This window comes from Streptomyces sp. NPDC027185 (assembly GCF_055567035.1).
Map to the genome: position 1 here is coordinate 354,858 of NZ_JBVHRF010000003.1, position 16,039 is coordinate 370,896.

Annotated in this window: 16 protein-coding genes; 6 read left to right on the top strand and 10 right to left on the bottom strand. The window is 74.4% G+C overall.

What is annotated here, in order from left to right; all coding sequences use genetic code 11:
- Positions 1–114: 114 nt before the first annotated feature.
- Complete coding sequence (locus ACZ4M8_RS11700) at positions 115–765, bottom strand: GntR family transcriptional regulator (RefSeq protein ID WP_467605847.1); 651 nt, start codon at positions 763–765, stop codon at positions 115–117.
- Between the two features lie 80 nt (positions 766–845).
- On the bottom strand, positions 846–2,135 hold the full coding sequence (locus ACZ4M8_RS11705) for an amidohydrolase family protein (protein ID WP_467605850.1): 1,290 nt from the start codon (positions 2,133–2,135) through the stop codon (positions 846–848).
- A gap of 238 nt (positions 2,136–2,373) precedes the next feature.
- On the opposite strand from ACZ4M8_RS11705, the gene ACZ4M8_RS11710 reads away from it, so the two are divergent.
- From ACZ4M8_RS11710 to ACZ4M8_RS11720, 3 genes are all read left to right on the top strand, one after another.
- The gene (locus tag ACZ4M8_RS11710; protein ID WP_467605852.1) at positions 2,374–2,967 is read left to right on the top strand and encodes a carbonic anhydrase; all 594 of its coding nucleotides are present in this window, start codon (positions 2,374–2,376) and stop codon (positions 2,965–2,967) included.
- Positions 2,968–3,045: 78 nt separating this feature from the next.
- On the top strand, positions 3,046–3,516 hold the full coding sequence (gene cynS / locus ACZ4M8_RS11715) for a cyanase (protein WP_467605854.1): 471 nt from the start codon (positions 3,046–3,048) through the stop codon (positions 3,514–3,516).
- Between the two features lie 31 nt (positions 3,517–3,547).
- Positions 3,548–4,045, top strand: a complete 498-nt coding sequence (locus ACZ4M8_RS11720) for a nucleoside deaminase (RefSeq protein WP_467605855.1) — start codon at positions 3,548–3,550, stop codon at positions 4,043–4,045.
- An 88-nt stretch (positions 4,046–4,133) separates the two neighbouring features.
- On the opposite strand, the gene ACZ4M8_RS11725 is transcribed toward ACZ4M8_RS11720, so the two are convergent.
- The 8 genes from ACZ4M8_RS11725 to ACZ4M8_RS11760 form a co-directional block, all read right to left on the bottom strand.
- Positions 4,134–4,694 (bottom strand): DinB family protein, encoded by a 561-nt coding sequence (locus ACZ4M8_RS11725; RefSeq protein ID WP_467605857.1) that lies wholly within the window; start codon positions 4,692–4,694, stop codon positions 4,134–4,136.
- Between the two features lie 50 nt (positions 4,695–4,744).
- Complete coding sequence (locus ACZ4M8_RS11730) at positions 4,745–5,869, bottom strand: hypothetical protein (protein ID WP_467605859.1); 1,125 nt, start codon at positions 5,867–5,869, stop codon at positions 4,745–4,747.
- Between the two features lie 117 nt (positions 5,870–5,986).
- Positions 5,987–6,391 carry a VOC family protein gene (locus tag ACZ4M8_RS11735; protein WP_467605861.1) on the bottom strand — a complete coding sequence of 135 codons (405 nt, stop codon included), beginning with the start codon at positions 6,389–6,391 and terminating at the stop codon, positions 5,987–5,989.
- A gap of 138 nt (positions 6,392–6,529) precedes the next feature.
- Positions 6,530–7,981 carry an MFS transporter gene (locus ACZ4M8_RS11740; RefSeq protein WP_467605863.1) on the bottom strand — a complete coding sequence of 484 codons (1,452 nt, stop codon included), beginning with the start codon at positions 7,979–7,981 and terminating at the stop codon, positions 6,530–6,532.
- 65 nt (positions 7,982–8,046) lie between these two features.
- Positions 8,047–9,270: an amidohydrolase gene (locus ACZ4M8_RS11745; protein ID WP_467605865.1), complete on the bottom strand. Its 1,224-nt coding sequence runs from the start codon at positions 9,268–9,270 to the stop codon at positions 8,047–8,049.
- A gap of 178 nt (positions 9,271–9,448) precedes the next feature.
- On the bottom strand, positions 9,449–10,750 hold the full coding sequence (locus ACZ4M8_RS11750; protein WP_467605867.1) for an amidohydrolase family protein: 1,302 nt from the start codon (positions 10,748–10,750) through the stop codon (positions 9,449–9,451).
- A 456-nt stretch (positions 10,751–11,206) separates the two neighbouring features.
- A complete protein-coding gene (locus ACZ4M8_RS11755) occupies positions 11,207–11,845 on the bottom strand; it encodes a response regulator (RefSeq protein ID WP_467605870.1) in 639 nt (212 codons plus the stop codon).
- Entirely contained in the window at positions 11,842–13,071 is a 1,230-nt protein-coding gene (locus ACZ4M8_RS11760; RefSeq protein ID WP_467606531.1) for a sensor histidine kinase, read from the bottom strand. Before ACZ4M8_RS11760 ends, ACZ4M8_RS11755 begins: the two co-directional genes overlap by 4 nt.
- A 337-nt stretch (positions 13,072–13,408) precedes the next feature.
- Between ACZ4M8_RS11760 and ACZ4M8_RS11765 the strand changes: the two genes are divergently transcribed.
- The 3 genes from ACZ4M8_RS11765 to ACZ4M8_RS11775 all read left to right on the top strand — a co-directional run bounded on the left by ACZ4M8_RS11765 (position 13,409) and on the right by ACZ4M8_RS11775 (position 15,853).
- A complete protein-coding gene (locus ACZ4M8_RS11765) occupies positions 13,409–13,963 on the top strand; it encodes a GlcG/HbpS family heme-binding protein (RefSeq protein ID WP_467605872.1) in 555 nt (184 codons plus the stop codon).
- 199 nt (positions 13,964–14,162) lie between these two features.
- Positions 14,163–14,759 (top strand): ankyrin repeat domain-containing protein, encoded by a 597-nt coding sequence (locus tag ACZ4M8_RS11770; RefSeq protein ID WP_467606533.1) that lies wholly within the window; start codon positions 14,163–14,165, stop codon positions 14,757–14,759.
- On the top strand, positions 14,756–15,853 hold the full coding sequence (locus ACZ4M8_RS11775) for a YncE family protein (protein WP_467605874.1): 1,098 nt from the start codon (positions 14,756–14,758) through the stop codon (positions 15,851–15,853). Before ACZ4M8_RS11770 ends, ACZ4M8_RS11775 begins: the two co-directional genes overlap by 4 nt.
- Positions 15,854–16,039 lie beyond the last annotated feature (186 nt).

Consider the following 16,039-nt stretch of genomic DNA (forward strand, 5'->3'; position numbering starts at 1 on the left):
TGGAACGGCCGCGTGCCTGGAACGGCCGTGTGCCTGGAACGGCCGTGTGCCTGGAACGGCCGTGTGCCTGGAACGGCCGTGTGCCTGGAACGGCCGTGTGCCTGGAACGGCCGGTCAGTCGTCCTTGCGGGGTTGCCGGGCCGCGGCCGCGCGGTGGCTGGTGGCCAAATGATGGGCCGTCAGCTCCGCTACGCGGTCCGCGTCGCGGGCCAGAAGGGCGTCGTAGAGCGCCTCGTGTTCCTCGGCGATGGCGACCAGGTCGTCGTGCTGGCCCAGCAGCCACCGCATCCGGCTGCGCAGGGTGCGTTCCAGCTCGTTGAGGAGTTCGTTGTCGGCGAGCGAGATCACCGTCTCGTGGAAGTCGGCCGCCGCCCGCCGGGCCCGTACGGCGTCACCCGCGCGGGCCGCCGCCAGCTCGGCGTCGAGGTCGGCACGGAGGCGGGACAGTCCGGCGCGGGTGCGGCGCTGGGCGGCGAGGCGGAACGCCAGCGTCTCCAGCGCCGAGCGGACCTCTTCCAGATCGGCGAGGTCCGACGGCGTGAACTCCCGCACCACGGCCCATGTCCGGGGCCGCGGTGTCACCAGCCCCTCGGTCACCAGCGCCTTCAGGGCGTCCCGGATCGGCAGCCGGCTCACGCCCAGCTCCGCGGCGAGTTCCCGCTCGACGAGCTTGCTGCCCGGCGCGCGGACGCCGTCGATGATCTCGTCACGCAACTGCCGGGTGACCCGCTCCGATTCGGGCTCGAACTTCTCAGACGCTGTCATGCGGCCAATTCTCTCATCGGCGTACGCCGCGCCCGGCGCCGCGCATCCGGGGCGCGCGGCGCCCGCCGGGGCGGCCGGTGTCAGCGGCGGTCCTCCGGGGACGGAAGGGTGAGCCGCGGGTACGCGGTGCGGGGCGCGGGCCCGACGACGTGGCCGCCGTGCAGGACGAGCAGCCGCTCGGGGTGGGCGGCGACCGCCTCGGGGACACCGCCGGCGGCGATCACCACCAGGTCCGCGCGGTCGCCGGGTGCGAGTCCGTAGCCGGTCAGACCGAGGGCGGCGGCTGCCTCATCGGTGATCAGGGAGGCGGCCGCGTGCAGTTCCTCGTCGGTCATCAGGCCGCCCTGGAGGCCGATGACGGTGGCGCGTTCGAGCATGTCGGCGGTGCCGTAGGGCCACCAGGAGTCACGGATGTTGTCGGACCCGGCGAAGACCCGTACGCCGTGTTCGCGCAGCCGCAGGACCGGGGGCATGGTGTCGCGCGGCCCGTTCGTCATGATCGAGACTCCGGCGGCGGCCAACGCGGCGGCGGTGACGTCGAGTTCCGATCCCGCCACCTGGCCGAGGGCGTAGGCGTGGCTGACGGTGACCGTGCCGCCGAGCCCGAGGGCGGCGGTGCGCTCGGCGACGGCCCGCAGCTGGGCGGTGCCGCTCTCGCCGCCGTCGTGGAGATGGATGTCGATGCCCGCGCCGTGCCGTTCGGCGAGGCGGAAGACGATGTCGAGCTGGCCGTCCACGTCTCCGTCGAATCCGGCGGGGTCGAGCCCGCCGATCAGATCGGCGCCCTCGGCGAGCGCCGCGTCGAGCAGGTCCGCGACGCCCGGTGAGCTGATCACACCGCTCTGCGGGAAGGCGACCAGCTGGATGCCGAGCCGGCCTCGGAACTTCTCGCGGACGCCGAGCACCGCGTGCAGCCCGTCCAGTCCGACGTCCGGGTCCACATCGACGTGGGAGCGGACGTGGCCGGTGCCCAGGGAGATCATCCGCTCGGCGAGGGCGGTGGCGCGGGCGGCGACCGGCACCCCGATCGAGGCGCGCAGCTCCCGCTCGCCGGCGATCTGCTCGCGGAGCGTGGCGGTGGCCCGGTGCGGCTGCCACGCCGCGCCGAGCAGGGTCTTGTCCAGGTGGGTGTGGCCGTCGACGAACGCCGGGAGCAGCAGCGCGCCACCGAGGTCCACGGAGGTGGCGCCCCGTGCGGCGCCGTCGTCCGCCCGGTGGTCGGTGACGGCCGCGATCCGCCCCTCGTGCAGGGCGACGTCGGCACGGCGACCGTCGGGCAGGGTCACGTTCCGCAGGGCGGCGGGGGCGGACGGGATCGGCGGGGCGCCGACGGGGTGCGACACGGGGACCTCCAGGTGTGCGCGGCTCATCCGCCGCGCACCACCGGCAGCCGCGGCGGGGCATCGGCGGGGGACGGACGGGACGGCGGAATGGTATACCAAACTGTCCGACGGTCCGGGCGGGACGCTCCCGGGCGGCGGTCGCGGCTGGCGTATAGATGTCAGCAATGGCAAGCATCATCACCACGTCTTGGACGCTATAGGTACAGGTCGTGCAGGGTGGATCCCGTCGGCCCGCCAGGGGTCGCAGCCACTGAAGGGAGTGACCATGCCCGACCTCATGGACGGTGTCGCCAACTTCCGCCGGGACGTCTTCCCGGCGAAGGCCGGACTCTTCGCCCGGCTGGCCACCGAGCACCGGCCCACCACCTTGTTCATCGGCTGCTCCGATGCCCGGGTGGTGCCGGAGCTGATCACCCAGAGCGAGCCCGGGGAGCTGTTCGTCATCCGTACGGCGGGCAACCTCGTCCCCGCCCACAGCCCGGCGCCCGACGGCACCGCCGCCAGCATCGAGTTCGCGGTGGCCGTCCTCGGGGTCCGCGACATCATCGTCTGCGGCCACTCCGGCTGCGGCGCGATGACGGCGCTGGCCGAGGGCCACGACCTCAGCGGCGCACCCCAGGTCGCCACCTGGCTGCGCCACGCCGACGCCTCCCTCGCCCGCGCCACGGCCGGAGAAGGCGCCGGGGAGGTGACGGCCCTGGTGTGGGCGAACGTCTCCGCCCAGCTGCGGAACCTCACCACCCACCCCTCCGTGGCGCGGGCCCTCGCCGAGCAGCGCCTCACGCTGCACGGCTGGGTCTTCGACATCGGCTCCGGCTCGGTCGGCCGGCTCGAAACCCTCGATCGCGCCGGTGTCTGACCGGCCCCGCCGCCGGCCCGCTGATACCTGTACCGCACCGGGCGCACCCGCGCCCGGCCCTCCCGAAAGGAACACACCATGCCGCACGCCCAGTTCGACCCCGCCGCCCGTCAGGCCCTGGCGCTCGTCGCCGTCGAGTCCAAGACCCGTAAGGACCTGACCTGGCAGGAGATCGCGGACGCCGCCGGGCTGTCCGTCGCCTTCGTCACCGCCGCCGTCCTGGGGCAGCACGCCCTGCCGGAGAAGTCCGCCCAGGCGGTCGCCGCACTGCTGGACCTGGACGAGGACGCCGTACTGCTGCTCCAGACCATCCCGACCCGCGGTTCGATCCCCGGTGGCATCCCCACCGACCCGACGATCTACCGCTTCTACGAGATGCTCCAGGTCTACGGCACCACCCTCAAGGCGCTGATCCACGAGCAGTTCGGTGACGGCATCATCTCCGCGATCAACTTCAAGCTCGACGTGAAGAAGGTCGCCGACCCCGAGGGCGGCGAACGCGCCGTCGTGACCCTGGACGGCAAGTACCTGCCGACCAAGCCTTTCTGACCGCCGAACCGTCCCATCCACCGGAGGAACCATGGATTTCGCCCAGCGCACCATCGACCTCGCCCGGCGCAACGTCGAGGAGGGCGGCCGCCCCTTCGCCACCGTCATCGTCAAGGACGGCGAGGTCCTGGCGGAGAGCCCCAACCTCGTCGCCCAGACGTCGGACCCGACGGCGCACGCGGAGATCCTCGCCATCCGCGAGGCGTGCACCGAGCTCGGCACCGAGCACCTGACCGGCACCACCATCTACGTGCTGGCCCACCCGTGCCCCATGTGCCTGGGCTCGCTCTACTACTGCTCCCCGGACGAGGTCGTCTTCCTCACCACCCGGGACGCCTACGAGCCGCACTACGTCGACGACCGTAAGTACTTCGAACTCGCGACCTTCTACGGCGAGTTCGACAAGGAGTACCCCGAGCGCCGGCTGCCCATGACGTACGAGCCGCGGGAGGGTGCCGTCGACGTCTACCGCAGGTGGCAGGAGCGCAACGGCGGTGAGCGCCGCGTGGCCGGCACCCCCACCGCCTGACCTGCTCCGTACGCGGAACCGCCGAGAGCCGCACCCCGCCGTCCGGGGGTGCGGCCCTCGGCGCCGTACCCCGCCGGGAGCGCCCCGGCTACTGGCCCACCCGCCCGTCGACGCACTCGCGCAGCAGGTCGGCGTGGCCGCAGTGGCGGGCGTACTCCTCGATCCGGTGGATGAGCAGCTCACGGACCGATATGTGGTCCTTGCCCACCCGCTCGCCCAGATCCGGGTGGGCGGCCAGCGCCGCGTCGGTCGCCTCCTGCTCGCGCTCCAGATCGCGGTAGGCGGTGTCGACCACGGACCGCTCGCCGACGGCACCGTCGAAATCCGCGTCCCGCGCGCCGTACAGCTTCGCCGGCGGCGGCTCGTCGCCGATCCAGCCGCGCCAGTCCCGCTCCGTCTCGGCGAGATGCCGCACCAGCCCGAGCAGCGACATCGTCGACGGCGGTACGGAACGGCGCGCCAGCTGCTCCGGGGGCAGCCCCTCGCACTTCATCCGCAGGGTGAGCCGATAGCTCGTCAGATAGTCCTGGAGCGTGGCGAGTTCGCCCTCCGGTGCGGGGCCGGTGTGCTCGCGGGGGTCGTCGTCCGGGTCCGCCCACATGTCGGGGTGGACAGTGGACCGGGTCCAGCGTGCGGGTTCGTCACTCATGCGGGCATGGTGTCCCGCGGCGGACCGGACCGCCAGCGGTTTTCCGGGAGCTACGCGGCCGGGGCGGTGCTCTGCTCCGGCGCCGGGGCGGGCGCAGGGGCGGGCGGCGTGGAAGGCGTATGGAAGTGCTTCTCGATCTCTTTGTTCTTGCTCTTCACCAGGGAGACGTTCTCGACGAACAGCTGGAAGAGCAGATGGCTCGGGGTGGGGGCTTTCCGGTCTTTCTTGTTCACCGCCATGCCCAGGCTGAACGGGCCGTGCTGTTCGGGTTTCACGCCTATGTAGCCCGAATGTGTCCCCTCGCCCTGCTCCGCCTTCGGGTGGGATTTTTTCTCATCTTTGTGTGCGTGGCGGATCAGGGAGCTGTCGTACCCGTCGGCGAGGGCCATGTACTCCGGTTTGAACAGCTCCTCGTGGGCCCCTGGCTTCAGGGTGAATTTCACCTGCACCTCGTACGCCGGGCCTTGCCGCGCGTAGTAGATGTCGGCTTGTTCCTGGTCACCCAGGTGCCTGCCGAACACCATGCTCCGGTGAAGCTTGTTGAATTCCCCGCCCGTTCCCTGGCCGCCGGCAATGTAGTCCGTCAGTTTCTGCCGTTCCTCGGATTTCCCCCAATAGGTCAGGAGGTCTTTGGCTTCTTCGGCGGACATGGAGCGGAAGAGTTCCATCCTGCCGGCGTTCCGGGGTTTTTCGGCCAGCTGCCTCAGCAGTGCGGGGCCGGTCTCCTTGATGATGGTGTCTTTCGGGCGCCCCGGGGATTCCCTTTCCGGCTTGGCGCCCTTCTTTCCTTTGGTCTTCGGATGTGCCTGCTTCTTGTTGTCCAGATCGAGAAGTTTCGACTTCAGGTCGGTGTCCGCCGACCCGTCGGGCTTCGTCACCCCCGCCGCCCGCTCCCAGTACGCGGTACCCAGCATCTCCTGCGGATTCGCCGGGGCGGCGGGCGCGCGCTGGACGGCGGGGGTGGTGGCCGGTGCGGGACGGTGTTCCCGGTGCAGGGGGTGGTCCGTCCGGCCGAGGGCCCGGGTGACCGCCGCGTTGCCCGCGCTCCGTTGCAGCTGGGCCAGTTGCTGCGGGAGGGAGCGCCGCGGCTCCGGGTGCGCGGCGGGTGCCCTCCCGGCGGGGGTCTGCCGGGCCTTCGGCCCCCCGCCGGTCCTGTCGTACTCCGGTGTCCGCACGGCTCTCTCTTCCCTCGGGCGCCTCGGATCGGCGGCTGAGGTTCCTGGATACACCGGAGGGAGCCGCTTTCCCAGGTACCCGAGGGCAGCACCGAGGGGCCCGAGGGGCAGTTCAGGTCAGGCGGGTGCCTGGCCCGCGGGCCAGCCGCCGTACGGCACGGTCAGCAGCTCCATGAAGTGCCCCGCGGGGTCGCGGAAGTAGACGCCGCGTCCGCCGTCGTTGTGGTTGATCTCGCCGGGGCGTTCACCGCGCGGATCGGCGTGGTGCGCGATACCGCGGGCGGTGATCTTCGCGTACGCCGCGTCGAAGACCTCCTCGGACACGAGGAAGGCGTAGTGCTGCGGGGCGATGTCGCCGGCGGGGACGGTCGCGAAGTCCAGGGTGACGCCGTTGCCCAGCGCGACCGCGACGAACGGTCCCCATTCAGCGGTGATGTCGAGATCCAGCAGTTCCGTGAGGAACGCGGCGGAGGCCCGGTTGTCCCGGGCGTGAATGATGGTGTGGTTCAGTTCGACCTGCATGGAATGCCTCCGAAGGCATGTCCTGGCGCCTCCATGCCTCACCCGGACGGTGACCAGCACGCGATGCCGACGCGGACTGTAGCGGCCGCTGTTCCCGCCCGTCAACTTTGATTGACGTGCGGGAACAGGCGGCCCGGCTCACGCCGCCTGCTCCGCCGGGGCCGCCGCGCGCGGGGCGCGGACGAGGGCGGCGGTGACCGCGGCCGCGAGCAGCAGGACGCCCAGCGGGTACCGGACGGCGGTGGTGAAGCCGTGCAGGGTCGCCGCCGGGGCGGAGCCGGCGAAGCCGGTGGCCGCGCTCGCCGCGGCGGTGTTGAAGACCGCCGAACCGATCGAACCGCCCACCTGCTGAACGGAGTTGACGGCAGCCGAGGCGATACCGGAGTCCTGCGCCGGGACACCGGTGGTGGCGCCGTTCATGATGGCGAGGAAGCTGCCGCCCAGACCGACGCTGAACGTCGCGAGGGCCGGGAGCACCCGTGCCGCGTACGAGGAATCCGGGCCCAGCAGGGCCAGTTGGAAGAGCCCGCAGGCGGCCAGGGTCAGTCCGGCCGTCATCATCACGCGGGCGCCCAGCCGCGGCAGCAGACGGGTGCCGAGCTGGGTGGCGGTCGCCGTCGTCACCAGGCTGATCGGCAAGAACCCCAGCCCGGCGGCGAGGGCGGACCAGCCCAGCACCGTCTGGAGGTAGTACGTCAGGAACAGCGACACCGACAGCTGGGCCGTCATCAGCGCACCGCCCGCCAGCAGGGCCGACGCCCGGCCCCGGTCGCGTACCAGCGCCGGTGGCAGCAGCGGCAGCGCGACGCGCGTCTGCCACCGGGCGAACGCCGCCAGCAACGCGGCGCCGCCGCCCAGCGCGCCCAGGACCGAGGGCGACGTCCAGCCGGCCGCCTCGGCCCGGCTGCACCCGAAGACCAGCGCCGTCAGCCCGCCGCAGCCCAGCACGGCGCCGGCGACGTCGATCCGGCCCGTGACGCGCGGTGAGCGGTCGCGCGGCATCCACACCGCGCCGATCAGCGCCGCCAGCGCGATCGGGACGTTGACCAGCAGGCACCAGCGCCAGCCGAACCACTGGGTGAGGAGCCCGCCGAGGACGACGCCCAGCGAGGCGCCGGCACCGCCGAGCGCGCCGAAGACGGCTATGGCCCGGCGGCGTTCCCCCGGATCGGGAAAGGTCGTGGACACCAGGGCGAGCGCGGAGGCGGCGAGCAGCGCGGCGAACGCGCCCTGTACCGCGCGGGCGGCGAACAGCGAAGCGGCGGTCGGGGCGGCGCCCGCCCCCGCGGAGGCGACGGCGAAGCCGATCAGCCCGCAGCCGAACACCCGCCCCCGCCCCGCGTGGTCGGCGACCCGCCCGGCGAGCAGGAGGAGCCCGCCGAAGGCCACGGTGTAGGAGGTGACCACCCAGGGACGGTCGCCGTCGGCCATGTGCAGGTCGCTCTGGAGCGAGGGCATCGCCACGCTCACGATGGTGCTGTCCAGCAGGATCATCAGCTGCGCGAGGCCGAGCACGCACAGTGCCCACCAGCGCCGCGGATGCGGGGCGGGCGGGGCGGCGGAGGCGGGGGAGGTCGGTCGGGCGGTCATGGCCATTTCTCCGGACGGGGAGGAGGTGCGGGGGAGGGCCGCACCGCGGACGGCCCGGCTCTTCGTCAGACGAGCACACCGTCCCGGGCGACGACCCGGCCGCCGCGGACGACGAGGTCGCGGGCCGGCAGATCCACCACGATCTGCGGTACGCACTCGCCGTGGACCAGCAGGAAGTCGGCGGGGGAGCCGGGGGAGAGGTCGGCGCGGGGCAGGCCCGTCACGTCGGCGCCGCCGTGCGCCGCGGTCTCGTAACAGGACGTCAGTTCCGCGTCGAGGCGGTCGCCGCGGGCCTGGCCCAGCAGATGGGCGCGGTGCAGCAGGTCGGCGTTGCCGAAGGGGCTCCAGGAGTCGCGGACGCCGTCGGAGCCGAGGCCGACGCGGACGCCGTGCGCGGTGAGCCGGGCGATCGGCAGGACCAGGGCGCCGCTGGGCGCGACGGTGGTCAGCGCGATGTCCAGCTCGCGCAGCTCCGTGCCGATCGCCGCCAGCTCCGCCTCGGGCAGGCCCGGAAGACAGAAGACGTGACTGATCGTCACCTTGCCGTGCAGGGACAGCGCCCGGGTGCGGTCGAGGATGCGGCGCAGCGACGCCAGGCCCTGCTCGCCGCGTTCGTGCAGATGGAGGTCGAGCCCGACGCCGTAGCGGTCGGCGAGGCCGAAGACCAGGTCGAGCTGTTCCTCCGGCGCACCGTCGAAACCGGCCGGGTCGATCCCGCCGAGCAGGTCCACCACGCCGTCGCGCGCCGCCTGCGTCAGCAGCTGCGCCGTTCCGGGCGCCCGCAGGACACCGTGCTGCGGGAAGGCGACGATCTGCACGTCGAGGGCGTGCCGCAGCCGTTCGCGGGCCTGTGCGAGGCCCTCCGGCCCGGCCAGTCCGTACGCGGGGGCGACGTCGGCGTGCGCGCGCATCGCCCGGGTGCCGCGGGTGACGGCGTGCGCCATCAGCCCGTACGCCCGCTCGCCGACGGATCGGTCCTGACGGCGGAACAGCTCCGCGTCCTGCGCCGCGAACTCCGCGAGGGAGTGCGCCGCCCGGCGCGATTCCCAGGGCCCGCCCCACGTCGTCTTGTCGGGGTGGATGTGCGCGTCGACGAGGGTGGGCAGCGCGATCCGGCCGCCGCCGTCGATCACTTCGGCGCCCTCGGGCGCGGGGCGGTCGGTGATCAGGCCGCCGGCGACGGTGAGGTCCACCGGCTCCGGCGCCCCGTAGGGCCGGACGTTCCGGAAGACCACCGGGCGCTCGTGTCCGGCGCCGTGCCCGGACGGTTCGGTGGGCGGGGGTGTCATGGCAACTCCTCGACGGGTGCGGTGGGCCGGGCGGCCGGTGGGCCCCGGCCGGGGAGGGAGCCGGGGCCTGCGGGGGCGGTGCGCCCGGCCGGGGTGCGGGCGGCGGATCCGGAGCGGGCCGGAGGGATTCCTTCCGGCGGCGCCGGGGCGCCGCGCCGTCCGCCCGGCCCAGCTCCGCTCAGACCTTGACGGGCAGACCGGCGCGTACGACGTGCCGGGGCTCGCTGAGGACGGACAGGTCGGTGTGCGGGTCGCGGTCCACCACGAGGACGTCGCCCGCGAAGCCGCGGGCGAGCCGGCCCGCCGTGCGTTCCACACCGAGCAGCCGGGCGGCGCCGGTGGTGGCGGTGCGGATCGCGTCCAGCGCCGGCAGACCCGCCGCGCGCATCAGCTCCACCTCCCGGCCGATCGGCGTGACCTGGCCGCCGGACGAGTCGGTGCCCGCCGCCAGCGGTACGCCCAGCTCGTGCGCGGTGCGCACGGCCGCCTTGAGGATCGGCAGGTACGTCCGCCCGCGCTCGTCGAGCACCGGGTCGGCGTCGCCGATCATCCCGGCGATGGCGGTCATCGTCGGCGTGAAGTACGTGCCACGCCGCCGCATGTCGCGCAGGGTGCGCTCGCCGACGAAGACACCGTGCTCCAGCGAGCGGATGCCCGCCCGCACCGCGTCGTCGCAGCCGCGCTCGCTGTAGCTGTGGCACAGCACGCCCTTGCCGCCGCGCCGCGCCGCCGTCACGATCTCGGACAGCTGCTCGTACGAGTAGACCTGCGTCAGCGGGTCCTGCTCGGGCAGTCCGGCGCGCTCGTTGACCCGCGTCTTGACCACGTCGGCGCCGCGGGCGAGGTTGATCTCCACGACCCGGCGCAGCGCCTGTGCCGAGCGCACTCCGTCCGTCAGCCGCGCGAGCGGGGTGAGGTCGGGGTCGGCGAGGACGGTGTCACCGAGGTCGGGCGTGACGAAGATGCCCGCCGCCCGCAGCCGGGGCGCCTGCTCGGGCGCCTGCCGGGCCAACTCCCGTACGGCGATGTCCTGGTAGAAGTTGGTGGAGCCGCTGCGCGCGCCGGTGGCGCCCTTGCGGACCGCGTCCCGTGCCTCGGCGGCGGTGTTGAGGTGGATGTGCGCGTCGATCAGGCCCGGCAGCACCCAGCGGCCGTGCGCGTCCAGTCGCGGCAGGCCGTCCGGCACCTCGGTACGGGAGCGGGAGCCGGCGGCGCGCACCACACCGTCGCGGATGACGACGACGGCGTTCTCGGTGACCTCGCCGGTCGCCGGGTCGAGCAGGGTGCCGCCCTCGACGACGAGATCGCCGGTGGGTCCGCTGCCGGTGCCCGGCCGGTGGCCGGTGCCGCGTGCCGGGGCGGCGACGGCGCCCGGGGCGGCCGAGAGGGCGGCGGCCGTTCCGGCGAGGGCGGCGGCCCCGGCGAGCACGCCGCGGCGGGTGACCCGGCTGGACGGGGGCGGCACGTTCTCGACACACATGGCGGGCTCCTTCGGCATTTCTCCGGCCTGTGGCAGGGCGGCCGGTCAATGGATCGCCCAATTGGTATACCAAAATGGCCGGGCGCGACAAGGCCCGCCGCCCGGGAGGCCACCGTCACGGCCCGGAAGGCCCCTCCGGCCTCTCGGATCCGAGAGGCGGGCGGGAGCCGGGAGCGGCGGATCCGGTATGCCGGGGGAGGAGCGGGGCGCCGCGCTCGTGGGGCGCGCTTCCCGTCCCCGCCCGCGCCTGTCCGCAGGCGTCCGGCCGTGCCTTCCGTGCCCGCCTGCCCGGCGCTCGCAGTGGCGGACGGCCCGGCGCACCCGCACACGCGCCCGCGCGGCACGGCGGGCGGCGCGTCCCGTCACCGGGCGGGGAACCCTCGCGGACCGGCTCCTGACGGCGCGCCCGGACCCGGACTCCGGAGCCCGGATCGCAGTTCCCGGGCCCGGCGCACCTCACGGCAGCAGCCGCTGCTCCTTCGCCACCGCGACCGCCCCGGCGCGGGTGTCCACACCGAGCTTGCCGTAGATCCGGCCCAGGTGGGTCTTGACCGTCGCCTCGCTGATGAACAGCGCCTTGGCGATCGAGCGGTTGCCCAGCCCCTGGGCGAGCTGGGCCAGGATGTCCCGCTCCCGGTCGGTCAGTACGGGGCGCGGCCGCCGCATGTTGGCCATCACCCGGCCGGCGACCGGCGCCGACAGCGCGGTGCGGCCCTGCGCCGCCGCGCGGATCGCCGCGAACAGCTCCTCGGGCCGCTCCGCCTTCAGCAGATAGCCCGTCGCCCCCGCCTCGATGGCCCGGGTGATGTCCGCGTCCGTGTCGTACGTCGTCAGCACCAGCACATGCGGCGCGGATGCGGTGGCCGTCAGCCGGCGGGTGGTCTCCACACCGTCGATGCCGTCGCCGAGCTGGAGGTCCATCAAAACCACGTCGGGGCGGACCTTCGCGACGAGCGCGAGGGTCTCCTCGCCGGTGCCCGCCTCGCCGACGACCTCGATGCCCGGCGCGCTGTCCAGCAACGCCAGCAGCCCGGCCCGGACGACGGCGTGGTCGTCGCAGAGCAGGATCCGGACGGGGGAGGGGGCGGTGTTCACTGCGGCTGCTCCAGGGGGATCGCGGCGGTCAGGACGGCGCCCTCGCCGGGCGCCGATTCGATGGTGAGGGTCCCGCCGAGCTGGCGGACCCGGGCCCGGATCGCCGGGACGCCGTGGCCGCGTACCCCGGTCGGGGCATCGGGCAGCGCCGCCGGATCGAAACCGCGGCCGTCGTCGGCGACGTCCAGCACCACCTGATCGTCCAGGACGGTCAGGGTGAGCGCGGCGGTCCGCGCACCGGAGTGCTCCCGGACGTTGGCCAGCGCGCCCTGCGCGATCCGCAGCAGCGCCGCCCGCACCGGCTCCGGCAGCTCCGCCCCGCCCGCGTCGTCGATGTGCACCCGGACCGCGGGCCGGTCGTGGCCGCCGCGCTCCGCGAGCGCCCGCAGCGCCTGCGGCAGCCCGCCGCCGCGCGCCAGATCGGCGGGGGCCAGATCGTGGACGAAGCGCCGTGCCTCGGTGAGGTTGTGCTCGGCGATCGACGCGGCCGTACGGACGTGCCCGCGGGCCTTCGCCGCGTCCGCGTCCCAGGTGCGCTCCGCCGCCTGGAGCAGCATCCGCTGGCTGGACAGGCCCTGGGCCAGCGAGTCGTGGATCTCCATCGACAACCGCTGCCGCTCGGCGAGGGTGCCCGCCCGCCGCTCCGCCGCCGCCAGCTCCCGCCGGGTGCGGACCAGATCGTCGATCAGCGCCCGCTGCCGGGCCGCCTGCCGCTGCAGCTGGACGAAGATCGCCGTGGCGAACGCGGCGACCGCCGCCGGACCGATCACCAGATCCAGATCGAACCGCTTCGCCAGCGTCAACTGCGCGAGGATCACGAAGACGGTCAAGACCGCGACCAGCCCGTACGCGGCGGGCGGCGGCAGGGTGCGCAGCGCCGCGTAGAACAGCGGCACCGCCACCCAGCCGAAGCTCGGCGCCAGCTCCACCAGCACCGCCCACGCCACGACGACCGCGCCCAGCCACACCAGCCGCCGCACCGGCGGCCACGGCACCCGGGTGCCCGGCGGCAGCGACGGCACCGCGGGCCCGCCCCGACCGGCCCCGGCGACGTACAGCAGCGCCAGCGCCGCCGCCAGGGCCAGCACCCACGGCGCGTGCGCCTCCCCGGCGTGCCGCTGCACGAACCGCACCAGCGACGAACCGAGCAGCAGGAAGAACGTCAGATGCAGGACGGCCACCAGCCGCCGCGCTTCCGGTCCGTCGTCCGGCACCCGCTCACCCACGCTCACCGCGCACCGCCTCCCTGCCGCCGCCGGCGACCTCCGCGCCGGTCCGTATCCGCCCTGTGAGCTGCACGGACACGGGACGGCCCCTCCCATTGTTCCCCCGCCGCGGGCGGCGCGGGTCAACCGATCGGCCGACCCGCCCGTCCACCGACCCGCGCGCCGGGAGCAGCCGGTACGACGACGGGGGACGGCGGTGGGCGGTCCCAGGATGGATCACGGAAGCCGGGGGAGCGGCCCCGGCGGCACCGGCGACGACCGGAGCGCCACCGCGGCGCCCGCCCCCTTCCCGCCCGGCCTTGCCCCACCATCCCTGTGAATCCACGGAGTTGATCCCATGAAGCACCTCAAGCAGGTCTCCCGGCGTACCCGCGTCGTCACCGGTGGCGTGGCCGTCGCCCTCCTCGTCGGCGGCGCCGGCGCCTGGTCGGCCAGTGCCGCCGCCCCGGCGGGCGCGCCGGTCAAGGCCGCCGCGGCCGCCGGGAACCTCACGCAGTCCACCCATCTGACCGTCGACGCCGCCACCAAGGCGGCCCAGGCCACCCTGGACGCCGCGAAGAAGGCGAACCAGAAGGTCTCCGTCGCCGTCGTGGACCGCAACGGCAACACCATCGTCACCCTGCGCGGCGATGGCGCGGGCCCGCAGTCCTACGAGTCGGCGGTCAAGAAGGCGTACACCGCCGTCTCCTGGAACGCCCCCACCTCCGAGCTGGTCGAGCGCCTGGAGAGCGCCCCGACGCTGAAGGACATCCCCGGCACCCTCTTCCTCGCCGGCGGCGCCCCGGTCGCCGCCAAGGGCGCGCCGGTCGCCGGTATCGGTGTCGCCGGCGCCCCCTCCGGCGACCAGGACGAGACGTTCGCGCGGGCGGGCGTCGCCGCACTGGCCGGGTAGCGCCGATGCCCCCCGGCCGCACGGCCACCCGGACCCGGCGGCGCACCACACCCCCCGTACGGTGCGCCGCCGGTCCCCCTTCTCCGCCGCCCGGCTCCGCGCCGCCGTGCGCGCGGGGCCGGGCATCGCGGTCCGTACGAAGGCGGCGACCTTCCTGTCGGTGCTGCGCACCCGTATCCCCCGAGCGAGGAGCATCCCGATGAACGCCCCCGACCTCGCCCTGCTGGACGCCGCCGCCCGCGGCGACGCCGAGGGCGTCCGCGCGGCTCTCGGCGCGGGCGCCGCGGTGGACGTCCGCGACGCGCGCCGCCGCACCGCACTGCTGCCGGCCGCCCGGGGCGATCATGTCCCCGCCGCGGCGGCGCTGGTCGCGGCCGGTGCCGACCCCGACGCCCTCGACGACCGCCACGACACGCCCTGGCTGGTCACCGGCGTCACCGGCAGCGTCGCCATGCTGCGCACCCTGCTCCCGGCCGGACCGGACATGACGATCACCAACCGCTTCGGCGGCACCTCCCTCATCCCGGCGAGCGAACGCGGCCACGTCGACCACGTCCGCGCCGTGCTCCGCGCGACGGACACCGACGTCGACCACGTCAACCGGCTCGGCTGGACCGCCCTGCTGGAGGCCGTCATCCTCGGCGACGGCGGCCGCGCCCACCTGGAGATCGTCGAGCTGCTGCTCACCGCGGGCGCCACCGCGGACCTCGCCGACGCCGAGGGCGTCACCCCGCTCGCGCACGCCGAACGGAGCGGGGCCACCGGGATCGCCGCGTTGCTGCGGGCCGTCCGGTGAGGCGCGCCGCCCCGGCGCTGCTCGCCGCCGTTCTGCTGCTGGCCGGCTGCGCCTTCGAGGGGGTGAAGAGCGCCGCCCCGGAGGCCGGGCACTCGGCCTCCGCACCGTCCGGCCGCACCCCGCACGGCACCCTGCTCGTCACCGACTTCGGCGCCGACACGGTCACCTTCGTCGACCCGCGGCGCGGCGCCTTCGACTCGCTGCGGGTGGGCACCGCGCCCTACGGTCTCGCCGTCGGTGAGGACGGCCGGGCGTGGGTCGCGACCGCCGAGGGCGTCGCCGTCGTCGACACCGCCACCCGGAAGAGGATCACCCGTGTCCCGTACCGGACGAAGGGCATCGGCGCACCGGTACACGGCGAGTACCGCGGCGGCGGGATGGGCGTCGCCCTCGCCCCGGACGGCCGCCGGGTGTACGTCGGCGTCAACCGGCCCGGCACCACCGGCACCGTCGAGGTCATCGACACCCGCACCCTGAGATCCACCGGCGCCGCCGAGGTGGGCCGCCGCCCCTTCGACGTGGACGTCGCCGCCGACGGCCGCGCGGTCTACGTCACCGGCCACGACTCCTTCGACGTGACGGTGGTGACGCCCGGCTCGCTGCGCACCCGCCGGATCGAGGTCGCCCCCTACGGCACCGGGGGCGGGCTCGGCTCCTGGCTCAAGCCGCACTACGCGGCGGTCCGCCCGTCCGACGGGAAGCTGCTGCTGCCGTTCGAGGGGGAGCGGCTGGTCGTCCTCGATCCGGCGACGGGCCGCTCCCGTACCGAGCGGATGACGGCCGACACCCACCAGCACGGCGTCACGATCACCCCGGACGGCACACTGTTCGCGGTCGGCACCGGCCCGATCGACCCGGCGCGGGACAAGGGCCCGTCGCTGACGGTGCGCGCTCCCGGCGGCCGGGAGAGGGTGATCGCGCTGGACGGCCCGCACGAGAACGTCGCCGTCGCACCGGACGGCCGTACCGCCTATGTCACCGGCGGCTTCACCCGGGACGGCTACTGGAACGGCGTCTCCGTCGTCGACGTGGCCTCCGGCACCGTCCACCGCCGCGGCGCGGGACAGCGGCCGCTGGGCGTCGCCGTCCTGTGATCCGCCGCCCGCGCGCACGCGGCGCCCGTATCCCGCTCCCGGGGTGCGGGCGCCGCGCGCGTGGGCGAACCGCGTGCCGGGGGCGGCGCAACGGATTCCGTCGTCTGCCGGGTGTCTTACGGATGAACCCTTGACGTCGCGCCGTCCGGCGCTATTGGATCCCCCGTATTGGGCACGCAACCAATA